At 43.1% G+C, this 17,529-nt stretch carries 15 protein-coding genes; 8 read left to right on the top strand and 7 right to left on the bottom strand.

The genetic code is table 11. The features are described from left to right. Window positions 1-5: 5 nt before the first annotated feature. Together lepA and ACSX1A_RS08310 are read left to right on the top strand one after the other, a co-directional pair. Complete coding sequence (lepA, locus tag ACSX1A_RS08315; protein ID WP_439883163.1) at window positions 6-1,790, top strand: translation elongation factor 4; 1,785 nt, start codon at window positions 6-8, stop codon at window positions 1,788-1,790. Window positions 1,791-1,906: 116 nt separating this feature from the next. Next, window positions 1,907-2,788, top strand: coding sequence for a bifunctional 5,10-methylenetetrahydrofolate dehydrogenase/5,10-methenyltetrahydrofolate cyclohydrolase (locus tag ACSX1A_RS08310; protein ID WP_439883162.1), 882 nt, complete (start codon window positions 1,907-1,909; stop codon window positions 2,786-2,788). 53 nt (window positions 2,789-2,841) lie between these two features. On the opposite strand, the gene ACSX1A_RS08305 is transcribed toward ACSX1A_RS08310, so the two are convergent. Further along, window positions 2,842-3,492, bottom strand: a complete 651-nt coding sequence (locus tag ACSX1A_RS08305; RefSeq protein WP_439883161.1) for a CatA-like O-acetyltransferase — start codon at window positions 3,490-3,492, stop codon at window positions 2,842-2,844. Window positions 3,493-3,603: 111 nt separating this feature from the next. Further along, window positions 3,604-4,338 (bottom strand): EcsC family protein, encoded by a 735-nt coding sequence (locus tag ACSX1A_RS08300; RefSeq protein WP_439883160.1) that lies wholly within the window; start codon window positions 4,336-4,338, stop codon window positions 3,604-3,606. A 266-nt stretch (window positions 4,339-4,604) separates the two neighbouring features. Here ACSX1A_RS08300 and ACSX1A_RS08295 point away from each other — a divergent pair, with 266 nt between their 5' ends. Then, window positions 4,605-5,141, top strand: a complete 537-nt coding sequence (locus tag ACSX1A_RS08295) for a YceI family protein (protein ID WP_439883159.1) — start codon at window positions 4,605-4,607, stop codon at window positions 5,139-5,141. A gap of 68 nt (window positions 5,142-5,209) precedes the next feature. On the opposite strand, the gene ACSX1A_RS08290 is transcribed toward ACSX1A_RS08295, so the two are convergent. From ACSX1A_RS08290 to ACSX1A_RS08270, 5 genes are all read right to left on the bottom strand, one after another. Continuing rightward, on the bottom strand, window positions 5,210-5,827 hold the full coding sequence (locus ACSX1A_RS08290) for a protein-tyrosine-phosphatase (protein WP_439883158.1): 618 nt from the start codon (window positions 5,825-5,827) through the stop codon (window positions 5,210-5,212). Further along, window positions 5,824-6,891 carry an ACR3 family arsenite efflux transporter gene (gene arsB / locus ACSX1A_RS08285; protein WP_439883157.1) on the bottom strand — a complete coding sequence of 356 codons (1,068 nt, stop codon included), beginning with the start codon at window positions 6,889-6,891 and terminating at the stop codon, window positions 5,824-5,826. The genes ACSX1A_RS08290 and arsB overlap by 4 nt, the downstream gene beginning before the upstream one ends. Window positions 6,892-6,931: 40 nt before the next feature. Then, window positions 6,932-7,777, bottom strand: a complete 846-nt coding sequence (locus ACSX1A_RS08280; RefSeq protein WP_439883156.1) for an arsenite methyltransferase — start codon at window positions 7,775-7,777, stop codon at window positions 6,932-6,934. 50 nt (window positions 7,778-7,827) lie between these two features. After that, on the bottom strand, window positions 7,828-8,160 hold the full coding sequence (locus ACSX1A_RS08275) for an ArsR/SmtB family transcription factor (RefSeq protein WP_439883155.1): 333 nt from the start codon (window positions 8,158-8,160) through the stop codon (window positions 7,828-7,830). 199 nt (window positions 8,161-8,359) lie between these two features. Next, window positions 8,360-9,028, bottom strand: coding sequence for a hypothetical protein (locus ACSX1A_RS08270; RefSeq protein WP_439883154.1), 669 nt, complete (start codon window positions 9,026-9,028; stop codon window positions 8,360-8,362). A 301-nt stretch (window positions 9,029-9,329) separates the two neighbouring features. On the opposite strand from ACSX1A_RS08270, the gene ACSX1A_RS08265 reads away from it, so the two are divergent. The 5 genes from ACSX1A_RS08265 (at window position 9,330) to ACSX1A_RS08245 (ending at window position 17,493) form a co-directional block, all read left to right on the top strand. Continuing rightward, window positions 9,330-10,181, top strand: a complete 852-nt coding sequence (locus ACSX1A_RS08265; protein ID WP_439883153.1) for an aminotransferase class IV — start codon at window positions 9,330-9,332, stop codon at window positions 10,179-10,181. 143 nt (window positions 10,182-10,324) lie between these two features. Next, window positions 10,325-11,092, top strand: coding sequence for an oxygenase MpaB family protein (locus ACSX1A_RS08260; protein WP_439883152.1), 768 nt, complete (start codon window positions 10,325-10,327; stop codon window positions 11,090-11,092). 215 nt (window positions 11,093-11,307) lie between these two features. After that, the gene (locus tag ACSX1A_RS08255; RefSeq protein ID WP_439883151.1) at window positions 11,308-11,604 is read left to right on the top strand and encodes an antibiotic biosynthesis monooxygenase family protein; all 297 of its coding nucleotides are present in this window, start codon (window positions 11,308-11,310) and stop codon (window positions 11,602-11,604) included. A gap of 152 nt (window positions 11,605-11,756) precedes the next feature. After that, window positions 11,757-13,316 carry a GAF domain-containing protein gene (locus tag ACSX1A_RS08250; protein ID WP_439883150.1) on the top strand — a complete coding sequence of 520 codons (1,560 nt, stop codon included), beginning with the start codon at window positions 11,757-11,759 and terminating at the stop codon, window positions 13,314-13,316. 34 nt (window positions 13,317-13,350) lie between these two features. Beyond that, complete coding sequence (locus ACSX1A_RS08245) at window positions 13,351-17,493, top strand: chemotaxis protein CheB (protein WP_439883149.1); 4,143 nt, start codon at window positions 13,351-13,353, stop codon at window positions 17,491-17,493. The last annotated feature ends 36 nt before the right edge of the window (window positions 17,494-17,529 follow it).

Here is a 17,529-nt window from a genome sequence, read left to right as displayed (position 1 = left end):
TATTTATGAAGAACATCCGTAATTTCTGCATCATCGCCCACATCGACCACGGTAAAAGTACGCTGGCCGATCGCCTGTTAGAGTTTACTTCAACAGTAGCGGAGCGTGAAATGCAAAACCAGCTGCTAGATAACATGGATCTGGAGCGTGAGCGGGGCATCACTATTAAGAGCCACGCCATCCAGATGAACTACCACTACAAAGGCGAGGATTATGTGCTCAACCTGATCGATACACCAGGCCACGTAGACTTTTCCTATGAGGTTTCCCGTTCCATTGCCGCCTGCGAAGGCGCTTTGCTTATCGTGGACTCTTCGCAGGGTATTGAAGCGCAGACAATTTCCAATTTATACTTAGCCATCGGAAATGACCTTGAGATCATCCCGGTGCTGAACAAGATTGACCTTCCGCACGCGATGCCTGAAGAAGTATCTGATCAGATAATTGAGCTGATCGGGTGTGAGCCGGAGGACATAATTCATGCTTCCGGTAAGGCTGGTATAGGTATCGAAGAAATTTTAAATGCTATCTGTGATCGTATACCGGCTCCGAAAGGCGACCCGGCTGCACCGCTTCAGGCATTAATATTTGACTCCGTTTTTAATTCCTACAGGGGTATCGAGGTTTATTTCCGCATCTTTAACGGAACCCTGAAGAAAGGGGAGAAGGTGAAGTTCATAAATACCGGGAAGACCTATGAAGCAGATGAAATAGGGGTATTAAAGCTTAACCAGGAAGCCCGGCAGGAAATGGGCGCCGGTAATGTAGGCTATCTTATCTCGGGTATTAAAAATGCCAAAGAAGTAAAAGTTGGCGATACGATCACGCACGTAGATCGTCCGGCCAAAGGTATACAAGGATTTGAGGATGTAAAACCAATGGTTTTTGCCGGTATTTACCCGGTTGAAACCAGTGAGTACGAAGAACTGCGCGCTTCCATGGAGAAGCTGCAGCTGAATGACGCCTCCCTGGTTTGGGAGCCAGAGACCTCTGCAGCACTTGGTTTCGGTTTCCGTTGCGGATTCCTGGGTATGCTGCACATGGAAATTGTGCAGGAACGCCTGGAACGGGAGTTTGACATGACGGTTATCACGACTGTTCCTTCTGTGCAATTTCATGTTTATACGACAAAGGATCAGTTGCTGAAGGTGAGTGCTCCTTCTGAAATGCCGGAGCCAAATTATATTGATCGTATCGAAGAGCCTTTTATCAAAGCTCAGATCATATCTAAATCTGAGTTTGTTGGGCCGATCATTACATTGTGTATGGATAAGCGTGGTATCCTGAAAAACCAGACATACCTGACCAGTGACCGTGTAGAGCTTTCATTTGAGATGCCTTTGGCTGAGATCGTGTTCGACTTTTTTGATAAGCTGAAGACCATTTCCCGTGGCTATGCCTCCCTGGATTATGAACTGATCGGTTTCCGCCAGTCAAACATGGTGAAACTGGATGTGATGCTGAATTCGGAGCCGGTGGATGCCCTGAGCGCCATCGTACACCGCGATAAAGCCTATGACTGGGGCAAGCGCCTCTGCGAGAAGCTGCGTGAGTTGCTGCCGCGTCAGATGTTTGAGATCGCCATTCAGGCAGCTATCGGGCAAAAGATCATAGCCCGTGAAACCGTAAAAGCCATGCGCAAGAACGTATTGGCCAAGTGCTACGGCGGTGACATTTCAAGAAAGCGTAAACTTCTCGAGAAACAGAAAAAAGGTAAGAAACGCATGCGCCAGGTAGGTAATGTGGAAATTCCGCAAGAAGCCTTCTTAGCCGTGCTTAAACTCGACTAAATAGCAACAAGCCCCGACGTGCCTCCGCGTGTCGGGGCTTTTCTTTTATTGCATGCCGGTATTTGTGATATAATATAGTAACCACTGATCCTATAACTCTTAATTTTTGATTTGTAATGACCCTGCTCGACGGTAAAAAAACATCTGAAACCATACAACAAGAAATTGCTGATGAAGTAGCTGATATCAAAGCCAATGGTGGCAAAGTGCCTCACCTTGCTGCTATACTTGTAGGCAATGACGGAGGATCTGTTACCTATGTAAATAATAAAGTGCTGGCCTGTGAGCGAATTGGCTTTGGCTCTACGCTTATTCGCTATGAAGATACTGTTACTGAAGAAGAACTGCTGGCTAAGATAAAGGAGTTGAACGAGGATGTGCTGGTGGATGGTTTTATCGTGCAGCTTCCGTTACCTAAGCATATCGATACCGAAAAAGTATTAGAGTCAATAGATCCCAAAAAGGATGTTGATGGCTTCCATCCGACGAATGTTGGCCGCATGGTTGCTGGCTTGCCATCTTATTTACCTGCAACGCCTGCCGGCATCCTGCAATTACTGACCCGCTATGAGATCGAAACACATGGAAAGCACTGCGTGGTGGTTGGCAGAAGCAACATCGTAGGATCGCCGATGAGTATCTTAATGGCAAAAGAAGCTTACCCGGGCAATGCAACTGTTACACTCTGCCATCGAAACACAGTGAATTTAGGCTATTTTACACGACAGGCTGATATCATTATTACTGCTGTGGGTAAGCCTGGTCTTATTACACCTGACATGGTAAAAGAAGGCGCAGTGGTAATTGATGTTGGAACGACCCGCGTACCGGATGCTACGCGAAAGGCAGGTTACCGCTTGCGCGGCGATGTTGATTTTGATGCTGTGGCTCCAAAATGCAGTTTCATAACACCTGTGCCCGGAGGCGTAGGACCACTTACGATCGCTATGCTGATGAAAAACACCTTAAGAGCAGCAAAGAGAGAAGTATACGGATAACTAGAAGTATAGATAAAAAGGCCACTGCTTTACTGTAGTGGCCTTTTTACTTATTAAGCTAATGCCTGCATGTATGCATCCAGGTGCTGCATGAACAAATGGATATGGTACCCGTCTGCCAAGGCATGATGCACCCTTACACTCATTGGAAGTATAACCTGTTTGTCCTGTATTTCCAGTTTACCGAAAGCAAGTTTAGGAATGGCATCGTCTGCATCATCCAGGTGAGCATGTTCCATACCTTTAAATGGGAACCAGGGCAGGGTAGTAGCATGGATCAAGTCAGGACCATTATAACCATAAAATAGCTTGTTGCTGTTCTTTACTTCTTCAATGATCCCTGCTGCCTCTGCACAAAAAGTTTGTAGCTCCGGGTGATGAGGCAGGTGGGCGAATGATACTGTTTTATCATTTTTCAGCACAGTAGTAGAAATGTCAACACCTTTATACTTTACCACTTTATCACCTTCTATCCGGAGCAGCATATTTTCAGTACTTTGCATAGCTGCTGTGGCAGCATGCAGGTAACCTAAGAATACGGATAGTTTGTTCTGCTTACAGAAGTGGTACAGGCTTGTTATATCTACTTCAGTATGTACGTTAAAGAAAGGCTGCTGAAATGTTCTGAAAAAATGGTAGTGTTCTTCACGTGCCCAGCCTTTTATTTCAAAAGTCTCCTTAGGGTATCGCGTGTTTTGAGGCATGAAAGTGTAGTAGTTTTATAGCTTTTTTTAATGCTGCAAAGGTAGTTTATTTCGCAGCTGACAAAAAGTGATTGGTTTGAATTTCTTCACAACCTGCTTAAAGACTTCAGATCAAGTGTTGTGTAAGTAACGCATTTCCTTCAGGCGCATCCGGTAAGCGTTCATAGCAGTGTTCCCTAGCTTCTTTATTAGTTTATAGTTGACGATAGCGCCTACAGGAGCTCCGATCAATGGTATCATTTGAGCCATTTTAGCCAGGTCAATATAATCCCGGTACTCCTGCTGAAATATGCGCCAGTCGAACTCATGGATGTCTTCTGGCAGGTGTAGCTTCTGCGTTTCCCAGTCAACCATCTGCTGGTACACATGCCGCCTGTGCTCATGGCTGCTAAATGCTAACTGGAAAATATGTAAAAGGTATACCCGCTCCCTATAATCTTCAGCATTGAAGCCATATATCGCGGCAATGTCAAACAACAGTTTTAGTTTAAGACTTAGCAATAGCGGAAAGTCTGCCAAGCCAAGTAATATACCTCCAGCTCCCGTAATGCCTCCTTCGGCGGCAGCGGCACCCTGGTAATACCTGATCCGCTCCAGAACCATTGCTTCACGGGCTTGTAGAGGGAGAATTTCAATCGGTTTTTGTGTGATTTTTCCTGCCCCGAAAAGCATAGCTCGTATCATCTGCTTTATAGCAGTGGTAATCGCTGTATGTACCTTTTCAGGTATGTAGCTGTTCAGTTTGTATTGCAGCTTCCTTGAAATATCATTTAGAAATGATGGAGGGCGTTCCATTTCTAGTTTCCAACTGCTTAGCTCTCTGAAGACATCTGTCTCGTAATTCATGGCTATAACTAAAAAGGAAGTCTTTAACTCCCTTGAACTTCAATAATTTAAATCCTGATAACAAGTCACTCTGATCTTGTCAAAATATTATGCAACCCTAACTGTATAATTAATGTACATACATTATATGTATAGGCATATTTTGACTTACAGCATCAGTAGAGATAAAGGGTACGCATTCTTACTATTACTATCTATAATCTGATTCTGTTTTTAAAAGGGATGAAAAGCGTATAATATCAACTAAAATAAGCTAAAAAAAGATCATGGCAACAACTAAATGGGTCGTAGACCCCACACACAGCGAAGTGCAGTTCAAGGTTAAGCACCTGATGATAACTACTGTAACAGGTTACTTTAAGCAATTTAATGTTGAGGTAGAAACGGAGGATGAAGATTTTACGAAAGCTTCTAAAATACTGTTTACTGCTGACATTGATTCTATTAGCACGAACAACGAACAGCGCGATACGCACCTGAAATCAGATGACTTTTTTAATGCGGAAGAGCATGAGCAGCTAAAATTTGAAGGTAAGGATTTTAAGAAAGTTTCTGATGATGAGTATAAGCTGCACGGGGATTTAACAATTCGTGGCATAACGAAACCGGAGGTTTTGAACGTTGAGTTTGGTGGCGTTGTAGTTGACCCTTATGGTCAGACAAAGGCCGGATTTACGATTTCAGGAAAGATCAACCGTAAGGATTTTGGATTAAAATGGGATGCTGTTACGGAAGCAGGAAGCGTGGTAGTGAGTGATGAAATACGTCTTCACAGTGAAATCCAGCTTGTAAAGCAAAGCTAATTGAACAACTAGTCTAAAGGAAGAACGTGCTGCCGTGATAAACGACAGCACGTTTTATTTTAAAAAACTTATACATTACTGAAAACATACAGCATTTCACGCCCTATTTGCTGCGCCCTTTCCAGGTATTCTTTTTGTTGAAGAGCAGTGGCATCAGCAAGCTTTGGATCCTGATACGGAATAGAAATGCGCTTTTCCGCACCCCTAACTACCGGGCAGTTTACATCGGCATCTGTACAAGTCATAATAGCACAGAAACCCGCAGATGGATTGGGGGCTAGATCAAATTGCTTTGACCAAACTCCGATGGAGTTAACATCTGCAGCAAACCTAACCATATAAACAGGGTTTTCAGCAGTTGACTCCTTTATAATTTCGAAACCGCAGGTTTTTAAGGCTTTCACGGCAGCGGGGTAAAAAGCTGTGGCTTCAGTGCCACCAGAAAAGCATTGTACATGTTTTACCCCGAAATGTAAGGCAGCCGCTTGCGCCCAAAGCTGCGCCATAAGGCTTCTACGGGAGTTATGCGTACATATAAACACGAGTTTTGTGGTATTATCTTCTACTGTTTTCTCTCTGATTACATGAGAAAGTTGCTCCAGTAGCACCTTGCGTTCTGCAGGAATCTCATCAAAAGATTGCGTTAACTGATGAACTGTGGAGGCAAGTAATGGTAATAGGCTCATGCCGTTTTAGGTTCTAACTTTCCTGAATAATATTTCCTGCGAAGCCAGAAAGTGACGTTTACCAGCGCAATAAGGGCAGGTACTTCTACCAGTGGCCCTATAACACCGGCAAACGCCTCACCTGAATTTAAACCGAAAACGGCGATAGCCACAGCAATTGCTAACTCAAAATTATTGCCTGCCGCTGTAAAAGCGATGGAAGTGTTTTCAGAGTAAGTTGCTCCTGCTAGTTTGCCAGTAAAAAAGCTCACCACAAACATGATAACAAAGTAGAGCAATAACGGGACAGCTATCCTTAATACATCAAAAGGGATTGTTACTATCAGATCTCCCTTTAAGCTGAACATAACCAATATTGTGAACAATAAGGCTATGAGTGTGATAGGAGAAATGGCTGGTAAAAAATGGCTCTGATACCAGTTATTCCCTTTAAGTGACACAAGCACAACCCGACTTATGATACCGGCTACAAATGGAATGCCGAGATAAATCAAGACACTTTCTGCTATTACGCTCAGGGAGATATCTACTATAGCACCTTCAAAGCCGAATAACTGTGGCAGTTTCGTAAGAAAGAGCCAGGCATAAAAGCTGTACAGGAAAACTTGAAAGATGCTGTTCACAGCAACTAGCCCTGCTGCATATTCCCGGCTACCATCGGCCAGGTCATTCCAGACCAGCACCATAGCAATACAACGGGCAAGGCCAATAAGTATAAGCCCAGTCATATAGGCAGGGTATTCACTTAAAAAAACGACTGCAAGCACGAACATAAGTACAGGACCAATTATCCAGTTTAGCAGCAGCGAAAGCCCGATAACCTTCGTGTTTTTAAAGATTTGAGGTAATAATCGGTAATCAACTTTAGCCAGGGGCGGGTACATCATCAGGATTAGACCAATAGCAATGGGTATATTGGTTGTGCCTCGTGATAGGGTGCTCACATAAGCTGAGCTCTCAGGTGAGAAATACCCGATGCTAATCCCGGCTAACATAGCCAGGAAAATCCAGAGGGTCAGGTACCGGTCCAGAAAGCCTAGGCGCTTACGGTTAACATTTTTCATGTCGCTTTCTACTATTTTATGGGGCAAGTGTAGTTTTATATTAGCAGCAATCGGAGCCAGGTTCGCAGCAAGCGGGGCTCATAGGTTTACTGCCGTATACAGTTATACTAAATATTCCCGTATCACTTTTACGGAAAGCCTCTATGCCTGCTTCATCCAGGTAATCGGAAAGGATCCCATCAGGTACCTGTATTACTTTTTCTTTCTGGATGGTAATGTTTTCGAATCCTACCTCCTGAATTACATGCAGATAAGTATCTTTTTGAATGGCACCAGACACACATCCGGCATACATTTCACTGGCCTGCAACAATCCCTCTGGTAATTCACCTACCAGCACCACATCTGAAATACTAAAGTGACCTCCGGGCTTCAGCACCCGAAATGTTTCTGCAAAGGCTTTTTGCTTGTCAGGAACCAGGTTGAGCACACAATTACTGATCACAACGTCAGCGCGGTTGGCAGCAACTGGCAGGTTCTCAATTTCGCCAAGTCGAAACTCAACATTGTTAAAATTAAGTTTATCAGCGTTTATACGGGCTTTGGCAATCATTGCCTCCGTCATGTCAATCCCGATCACTTTCCCTTTTTCCCCTGCCAATGCACGCGCAACAAAGCAATCGTTACCGGCACCTGAACCCAGGTCTATTACTGTGTCACCCTTTTTTATCTGTGCAAATTCTGTCGGTACACCACAACCTAGCCCCAGGTCAGCGTCAGGGTTGTAGCCCTCCAAGTCAGCGTAATTATCTGCGAAAATGGCATAATCTACAGTGCTGCAGCCTGTAGCTCCACAGCAGGAGTTTTCATTTTGCGCTTTACTTTGCAAGGCAATCTCACCGTATTTCTCTTTTACTAGTTTTTTTAGTTCTTCTGCGTTATTCATAGTTTTTAAATTAAATTTATCGGTATATTACGATGATAAAATTCAAAAAATTAGCAGCAACCGGATCTGATGGAAGTGAATCTTCCAAACATCACCTGCAATAGCTGCTGTGCTTCTGTCCACGCCTTTTCGTCAATGCAATAACATACTTTTTTACCGTCGATTTCTCCTTTGATCAGACCAGCATCTTTCAGTTCTTTTAAATGCTGCGAAACCGTAGATTGAGACAAGGGCAGCTGCTCTACTATATCGCCACAAATGCAGGTAGTACGATCTAATAAAACACGTAGTATGGCAATACGTGCCGGGTGTGCCAGTGCCTTGGCATAGGATGCTACTAATATATCAGCTTCCGAAAACTCTTCTTTCTTTGTTGCTCCCATAATTTTATGATCGTAAAATTACGATTAATTATTTATACTTAAAACCAATCTATAAAGTTTTGATAACTTGTTGCTTGGGTTTCAATATTTGAGTAAGTAGGCAAGGAGGTTTAGGGTTTGTACCTACTTAAAAGGATTAAAAAAAAGCAGCCTGAAAATCGAATTTCAGGCTGCTTTTATAAAGTTATTCTTGCAGGGTTTATGCTACAACCCGCTTCTGAAGTTTAGTAATCTCGTGGTTAAGTTCCTCAATACGATTCATTTCTGTTTGAAGGTCACGTTTTAATTTTAACTCACGCTCACGAGCATTCTTTTTCACATCGTTAAGTTCCTGGTCAATGGCTTCAAATGCCCTTTTCTTCTCATCAGTAACCTGTTTGCTATTTTTAAACTGATAATAAACAACGGCCAGGATAAGTACCAGCACAGCGATGATGGACAGCATCAGTATCACAAATGCCTGCTTAGGAATATACAGGAGGCCAAACACAGAGATACTGTCGCTTTTCCTTACCTCTTCATCCTTCAGGGCATTGTCTTTTTTTAGTGCCTCGATCTGCTTCTTTTGTACTTCTACCTGTGTCTGGGCAGCTTGTAGCTCATCTTTTGCATCGCTCTGGGCTGTTTCAAGCTTGCTTTCCGTAGCTTTGATATTCTTTTCTACGCTGTTCCAAAAAGCATCCATTGCACTCACGCTCACCACCTTGTACTCACGACTGCCTTCGCGGTAGCTGTTTGCGTTTTCTTTTAGACCGTTAAATTGCTTTAGTAGCTTTTCTGATGGTTTAGCTTCTTCTGTAGCCGTTTGCTGCGCATTTACCATTGTAACTGATGATGCAAAAAGCAAGGATAAAAAGAATGCTTTCATAATTGATTGGAATAAGTTGACTAAAAATTTACTACACTTAACATTATAGGTTCATTGCCCAAAATACTATGTTTTTAGTTAATAAGCAGGCATTAAAACTTTAAATGCTAAACTCATTAAAGCATTCTTTATTGTATTTAGTTCGAATAATCCCCTGTTTTATTGACAGGTAGGGGTTTATTAGGGTTTTTTAAGGATATTTTAAAGAAAAAGAACAACAAACTCTGTAAGTTTAACGAACTTATTTTACTACTGGCAGGCAAGCCTGTTTTACCTATAAAGATCTTTATCAGAGTTTACCATGGCTGAAAAACCTACTTTGTTCGCGTACCTGAATAGTAGCTTTATCCCGTTAAGTGAAGCGTGCTTGCATGTGAGTGATCTTGCTATACAGCGAGGGTATGGTGTTTTTGATTTTATTAAAGTGAAAGGCCGGAAACCGCTCTTTCTGCAACAGTACCTAGACCGGTTTCACAATTCAGCCGGTGCCCTTTATTTGAGAGTGCCATTTCAAAAGCAAATGCTGACTACGCTGATTGAAGAACTGGTACACAAAAATGATCTGGATACTTCTGGGCTAAAGATTATTCTGACGGGAGGATATTCAGAAAATGGATATGACCCTGCAGAACCAAACCTGCTTATTCAGCAGCAGCCCTTGTTGCTGCCACCCGACGAATTAATTCAGAAAGGCATAAAAATTATCACTCATGAATATGTGCGTGAGTTGCCACAGGTCAAAACCATCAACTATACTATGGGCATAAGGCTTCAGAAAGCAATTCGGGAACAGGAAGCAGACGAGGTGCTTTACCATACCAACGGAATTGTGACTGAATTCCCGCGCTGTAATTTTTTTATTGTGAAGCAGGATGGAACAGTAGCGACACCTAAGCACAATGTATTGCCCGGCATTACCCGAAGGAGCGTTCTTGAACTTGCATCTAAAAAGTATAAGGTAGTGGAAGGTGAAATCACCCTGGATGAGGTGTACAAGGCAAAAGAGGTTTTCCTGACCAGTACTACAAAACGTATTCTTCCTATTGTAAAGATAGGGGAGAAAGCAATTGGCAGGGGGATTCCGGGTAATGTTACGCTGGATCTGTTGCAGGATCTGATTGCAATGGAGGAGACATATTTGGCAGCCCACTGATTTACCTGCCAGCCGCAGTACAGTAATTTACTTATAATTACTCTTGCGCATACATTAATCTGGGAAGCATAGCCTTTACTTGTTTTAAGTAAACCTTTCAAACTTTTCCTGCACGTTTTAGAGCTGCCAGGCGTTAAAGATATATGAAATTCTTTGTTGCAAAAGACTCTATCGTCAGACAGATTTGGGGAAAAGGAGACACCGTGCTCTTTGTTTTTGCAGGCGCATCTGCCGAATTTGCATTAAACAAAGCGGTGGATTGGCTTTACTTTACAGGCCGGCTACCAGCCGACCCACTGGGCCGTTTGTTCTCAACGGTAGCCTATGCCCAATTAATTGTTTTTTCAACTGAAGACAAGGCACACCAGGCCATTGACCGGATGGCTTCAATACATGCCAGCGTGGAAGAAGCGAGAGGAATGTCTATTCCAGACTGGGCTTATAGGGATGTACTTTACATGCTGATTGACTATTCCATTCGATCTTTTGAATTATTGGAACGTAAGATGACGGATAGTGAGAAAGCGGAAGTGTTTTTTGTATTCTGCAGGCTAGGAAACAGGATGGGTTTAAAAGATTTACCTGCTACTTATACGGATTGGGTGGTGGCGCGTGCCGGGCACCTGAGAAACAACCTGGCACAAAGCGAGTACACCGCAGATCTTTACAAACAATACAGAAAGCACCTGGGGTTTGTGAGGTATCTTCTTTTACTGGAAGCGCAAAAACTTGTGGTGCCCCAGGTGGTGAATGACTTAATGGAGTTTAGCCAAATACCTTATTTAACCCCCGTTATCGGGGTTTATAAACTTAGCAGAATTATACACCTGGATTGGTTATTAAAATCTATTGTACTTCCTGCTGCATATAAATCTGAGATAAAAGCATTGGATAATGGGCCAAAACGGTAATGAAATCAATTGGTATTATTTTGAAGCAGCAGACTTCAGTGCAATTAAATTTAAGAAGTTGTTATGATTAAAGGTCATTTTTTAGCTAAAAAGGCCTTTTTATTTTATAATTGTAAATTAGGAAGCACTTTAATGTTGAACCTGGCGTATGTTATTTCTTTTGAGTTCACGCTCTTAACAATGGCTATCCTGGGTTTGATTGTAATATATATTTAATGTTTGTAGCTGTAAGTATTTTTGAAGTAGCCAATGGTATGGCTGAAGAAGTTAAAAAAGCTTTTGTTTCAAGGCCTCACCTGGTTGATGCTGCCGCAGGCTTCCTGGAAATGAAAGTGCTGTCGCCGCAGGAAAACCTGAATGAGATCTGGGTGACGACTTTCTGGAATGAAGAAAGCAATTACCAGGACTGGTATAAAAACCATATGAAAGAATCACATCAGGGTATTCCCAAAGGTTTAAAACTTGTACCGGAAAGCACAAAAGTTCGTTTTTTTCAGCAGGTGACAAACTAATTTAACATACTTAAACTGACTTTAATCTTTAACCTTTGTGCCTGATTAACAGTAAAATAGGGGTTAAGTCAGGTATTTATTATTTCGCGTTTACTATTGGCTTCTGGTGTCGGTAGTAATGTTTGCCCCATTATCAAAACCTATTTTATTTGATGAAAGATAATCTCCCTCTGGTTAATCAGACAACCAAAAAGGACTATGATTCAGAATTCTGTGGCAGCATACCGTTGCACTTAGTCAACCTGATACAGCCATACGGGTGTATGTTAGTACTTGATAAGCGAGAGTTGCACATAGCACAGGTTAGTGAGAACATAGCAGATTTTATCTCAGCAACTGTTGAGGATGTACTGGATAAGCCTTTAGCTGATTTTGTAACGGCAGCGCAGTACGAGGAAATCTTGTCGAAAGCTGATCTGAAGATCCACGAAAATAATATACCTCTTAATATCACGTTCACGATTAATGGTAAAGAGGCATATTTTACGGCTCTGATCCACCCGAAAGATGAATATGTACTGCTAGAGTTAGAGGAGAATAAACCATCAGCATCTGATTCCAATTCTTTTTTAGAGCTTTACCAACAGGTCAAATTCATTACCTCACTTCTCAAGAATGCTCTATCAACTCCTGAAATAGCTCAGGTAGCAGCGGATTCTATAAAAAAGCTGGCAGGTTTTGACAGTGTCCTGGTGTATCAGTTCGATCCGAAATGGAACGGCATCGTAATAGCGCAAGCGAAAGAAGATGACATGGCCGATTACATGGGGTTGCGGTTTCCTGCCTCCGACGTGCCAAAGCAGGCTCGTGATCTATACTTCAGTAATCCTTTTCGGCTCATTCCTAACAGGGTGTATACTCCTGTTCGCCTGCTGCCTGTTATAAATCCACTTACACAGCGCTTTACAGATTTATCTGATTGTAACCTGCGCAGCGTTGCCACTGTGCACTTAGAGTATATGGCAAATATGAATATCATGGCCTCCATGTCGTTGCCGCTAATTATAGGCGACAAATTGTGGGGGTTGATATCCTGCCATCACAAAACGCCAATTTTCCCGGGCTACGAACTCCGGTCTGCATTGGAATTGCTTTGCAGCATTATTTCAGGTCAACTTGCAGGGAAAGAGGCGGAAGTGTCAGCCACCATTCGGGCACAGTTAAAAGAGGTACACGCGCAGCTACTGGAGCAATTATACAATAGCACCACTATTGCTGAAGGCCTGCTAGAAGGGCAGCCATCCTTGTCAGGTCTTCTGAATTTATCTGGTGCCGCCATTGTTTTTGAGGGGAGCACCTGGACAAGTGGCGAGGTGCCAACTTCACAGGAAATTAAAGAGCTTGTGGCTTGGTTCAGGAGGCATAAAATAGATAAGGTATATGCCACAGATAACCTTCCGAATGAATTTGCACAGAGCAAGGATTTTAAGGAAATTGCAAGTGGATTGATTGTGCTGCCTATAAATGCGGAGCAGGGGGAGTATATGTTAGGTTTCCGAAAAGAAATTACCCAGATCGTGAAATGGGGTGGAAACCCCAACAAAGCGATTCAAATGGAGCCTGATGGCAAAACATATCATCCCAGAAATTCTTTTTCAGTTTACCAGGAGCAGGTTAAATTTACGTCACTGCCCTGGCAGGAAGAGGAACTCGAAGCGGCAGATGCAATAAGAAATGCAGTGTTGGAGAAGATCATTAGAGACAGGTATTAGTACCACTGCTACTCCTGAACATTAAGCATCTAAAATGAAACCCCAATTACCTAACAATACCAATTCACCTACAATAGCAGCAGATCATTACCTGGTTGGTATAGGCGCATCTGCTGGTGGCCTTGAAGCGATTCATAAACTGTTCGATTTTTTCCCGAATAACTCCAGCTTCTCCTTTGTTATTATTCAGCACTTGTCACCAGACCATAAAAGTCTGATGGCTGAGTTGCTCACTAAGCATACCCGCATGCAGGTGTATGAAGCTGAGGATAAGATGCTTACAAAGCCCAATTGTGTGTATGTGCTACCCAGTGGTAAACAGCTAACTGTGAAACACGGCCGACTTCGGCTTCATGAAAAGGAGCGGACAAGGGAGCCTAATTTTGCAATTGATGTATTCTTTGAGTCGATGGCAAAAGATTTAGGGAAGTATGCAATTGGAGTGATTTTATCAGGTACGGGCACTGATGGTACCAAAGGAGTTAAAGCCATAAAGGCAGCAGGGGGAATGGTGGTAGTGCAGGAGCCGGGTAATGCAAAATTCGATGGCATGCCACGTAGTGCTATCGATACAGGCGCGGTCGATTTTGTGCTTTCACCGGATCTGATGCCCAATGAAATTATTGCCTATACGAAAAGGGTGCCTTTGTTAAGATCTTCAAAAGAGCAGAGCGCAGCGGAAGAGGCGGTACTGCAAGAGATACTGGACTTTGTACTTGCCAGAACCAATACAGATTTTACGAACTATAAGCAGGGGACAATTAAGCGCAGGATACAGAAACGACTGGATCATCTGAAAATAAAAGATCTGCGGGAATATTTACAGTACTTGCACATAGACTCGGCTGAGATCGGCATTATTTACCAGGAGTTCTTTATAAATGTTACAAGGTTTTTCAGAGACCAGGAAGCTTTTGACGTGATGGCAAATGATGTTATTCCGAACATCATTGAAAGCAAAGAAGAAGGCGAGCCCATTAAAGTGTGGGTAACAGCATGTAGTACCGGAGAAGAAGTATATTCTTTAGCCATCCTTTTCCAGGAGGCGTTTGAGAAGCTGGAAAGAGAGCCAACTGTCAAGCTTTTTGCTACCGACATCGATCAGGACGCCATTCTTAAAGCCTCGAAAGGGGTGTATCCTGCTTCCATTGCCAAGGATATTTCGCCTGAGCGCATGAAGCGTTTCTTTCACATCAAAAACAATCAGTACATTATAAGTGAAGAGATCCGGAAGTTAGTTGTTTTTGCACAGCATGACCTTCAGAAAGACCCTCCCTTCAGCAAGATAGACCTTATTTCTTGCCGGAATATGCTCATTTACCTTAACCCTGGCCTGCAGAACAAAGTGATGGCTATTTTCCCATATGCCCTCAATTTGCATGGATACTTATTTCTGGGGCCAAGTGAGCATATCGGTGACCTGAAATCTAACTTTACAGAGGTAAACCGGAAATGGAAAATCTTTCAAAAAATAAAAGAAAGCAGCGGGATCAGGAGAACTTATGGCATAACCGATTACACACCTGTTCAGAACAGTTATAGCCAGGAAGGAGGCTCTCAAGCGTCGCACCTGGCACGTTATAACGATGCCTTCATGGATGCCGTTGCGGATGATTTTAAAGTAACTGCTTTTTATGTAGATGAAAGTTTTCAATTGCTCCATGGCATTGGTGATATAAACCGTTACCTGAATTTCCCGGACAAACGGTTGCACTTTAACTTGCTTCGGATGGTGCCCGAGGAATTGGCCGTGACAATGAGTGTAGGCCTTCGTAAAGCCCTGAAGCAGAATCGTAAAGTGGTGGCGCGGCAAGTGACGGTAAAAATCGGGAAGAAGAACCAGTTGCTGCACGTTTCTATCAAGCCGCTTCAAACGGAAAGGAACCTCCCTAAAATTATTCTGATCTTATTGCAGGAGATGGGGGAGCTGACACCATTGCCGAAATCATCGGAACTCTCCATGGTTTCTGATCCGGATTATTATCAGCAGCTGGCCACCCTGGAATCCGAACTAAAGGATGCCCGGGAAGGATTACGTTTAACTGTACAAGATTTAAGCACCGCTAATGAGGAGCTACAGTCCAGTAATGAGGAGTTGATGTCCAGCAACGAAGAATTGCAAAGCTCAAATGAGGAAATGCAGTCGCTGAACGAAGAACTGCATACAGTTAACTCGGAGCACCAGTTAAAGATAAGAGAACTCCAGGAGCTGAACGAAGACCTCGACAACTACATCCGGAGCTCCAACATTGGGCAGTTGTTTGTTGATCATCACCTCGTCATCCGTAAGTTCACCCCAAGTGTTAAAGAGCTGATCAATATTATTGATAGTGACGTGGGCCGTCCGATACACCACCTGTCTTATAACCTGAAGTATAATACGCTTCTAGAAGATATAAAGAAGGTCAATAATAACTCAGCTGAAATAGAGCGTGAAGTAGAGACCATCGAAGGCAAATACTTCCTGATGCGCATAATTCCTTACCTGAAGCACGATGGCAATAAGGATGGCGTGGTCGTTAGTTTTGTGGATGTTACAGCTTTAAAGGCGCTCAGCAATGTAGTGCGGGGCGTACTGAACAGTTCACTGAGCAGTATCATGGCTCTCAAAGCGGTTCGGGATGATAACAGAAAGATAAAAGATTTTACCTGGAGTCTGCTCAATAAAAGAGCCGAGGAACTGCTTGGCAAATCAGCAGCCCAACTGCAGCAGAATACAGTTCTCTCTGAATTACCTTTCTTAAAAGCAACAGGTTTACTTAAAAAGTATATCGCTGTTGTAGATCAGGAGAAGCCGCTGCATACGGAGCAGTTCCTGGAGTTTCAGGAAAAGAAAGCCTGGTACGAGATTTCGGCTGTAAAAATGGGTGACGGTTTAACCGTAACCATGGTGGATATTACTGAAAAGAAGCTCAATGAAGAGAAGGTACTGATGGCTTATGAAGAACTCAAAAAAGCCGAAGAAGACCTTATCAAACTTAATAATGAGTTAGAGCTAAGGGTGGAGGAACGCACCAGGGAGTTAGCCGCCAGTGAAGAGCGTTTCAGGCTTGTGTCTATGGCCACCAACGATGTAGTTTGGGACTGGAATCTGGTGACAAATGAGTTGTGGTGGAGTGATAGTCTGAACAAGGTATTGGGCTATGACGTGAGCGAAATGAAGCGGGGCTTTGAAAGCTGGTCTGATAAGATACACCCTGACGACCGTGAACAAATCGTTAAGGATATAAATCAGGCGATTAACCTTGGCAAGGAACAATGGACAGGGGAATACCGGATTATCAGGGCTGATGGCACTTATGCCTACGTGGCTAACCGGGCCTATATCATGCAGAATGAATACAAGATCCCATTCAGGGTTTTAGGGTCATTCATAGACCTGACCGATCTTAAGTTAACGCAGGAACGTCTGCAAAATACAAACGAACACCTGCGCCGTGTAAATGCAGACCTTGACACCTTCGTATATACGGCCTCTCATGATCTGAAAGCCCCGGTTGCAAACATAGAAGGCTTGCTGCTCTTGCTGGAGGACCAGATCGAATCAATGGGGCAGATTCCGGGAGAGCCTACACAACCTGTATTTGACATGCTGAAAGATGCAATAAGCAGGTTTAAGAATGTGATAAAAGATCTGACAGACATTGCCAAGGTGCAGCGTGATACAGATGGAGGTAAAGAAAAGGTTATCATTAAGGAAGTATTTGAGAACGTAAAAGCGACAATGCAGGACCATCTGAAGCAGGAAGACGCTGTTCTGACAATTAACTTCGATGATGCCCCTGATATCATTTTCTCTAAAAAGAACCTGTACAGTGTGCTCTATAACCTTTTAAGCAATGCTATTAAGTACAGGTCACCTGATCGTAAACCACAAATAGATATCAGGTCTGAACATATTGATGGCTACGTGCGCCTGACAGTACGTGACAATGGCCTTGGCCTCAGTCAGGATAATCTCTCCAAGGTATTTACCCTTTTCAAGCGATTCCATTCACATGTTGATGGCACAGGTATGGGCTTGTACATCGTAAAAAGATTAATGAGCAATGCAGGAGGGAAGGTAAGCGTAGAGAGTGAAGAAAAGAAAGGTACCACATTCAGGTTATACTTTAAAGTGGAAGACGTAACAAATGACAAAGAGCAGTTACAGGAGCAAACAGTAACGGATGAATAGATTGGGGAGGTCTGTATGAAGCTGGTAAATTTAATT

It is taken from the genome of Pontibacter sp. MBLB2868 (assembly GCF_051904785.1).
GTDB lineage: Bacteria > Bacteroidota > Bacteroidia > Cytophagales > Hymenobacteraceae > Pontibacter.
This window is presented reverse-complemented; position numbering and strand designations above follow the sequence as displayed.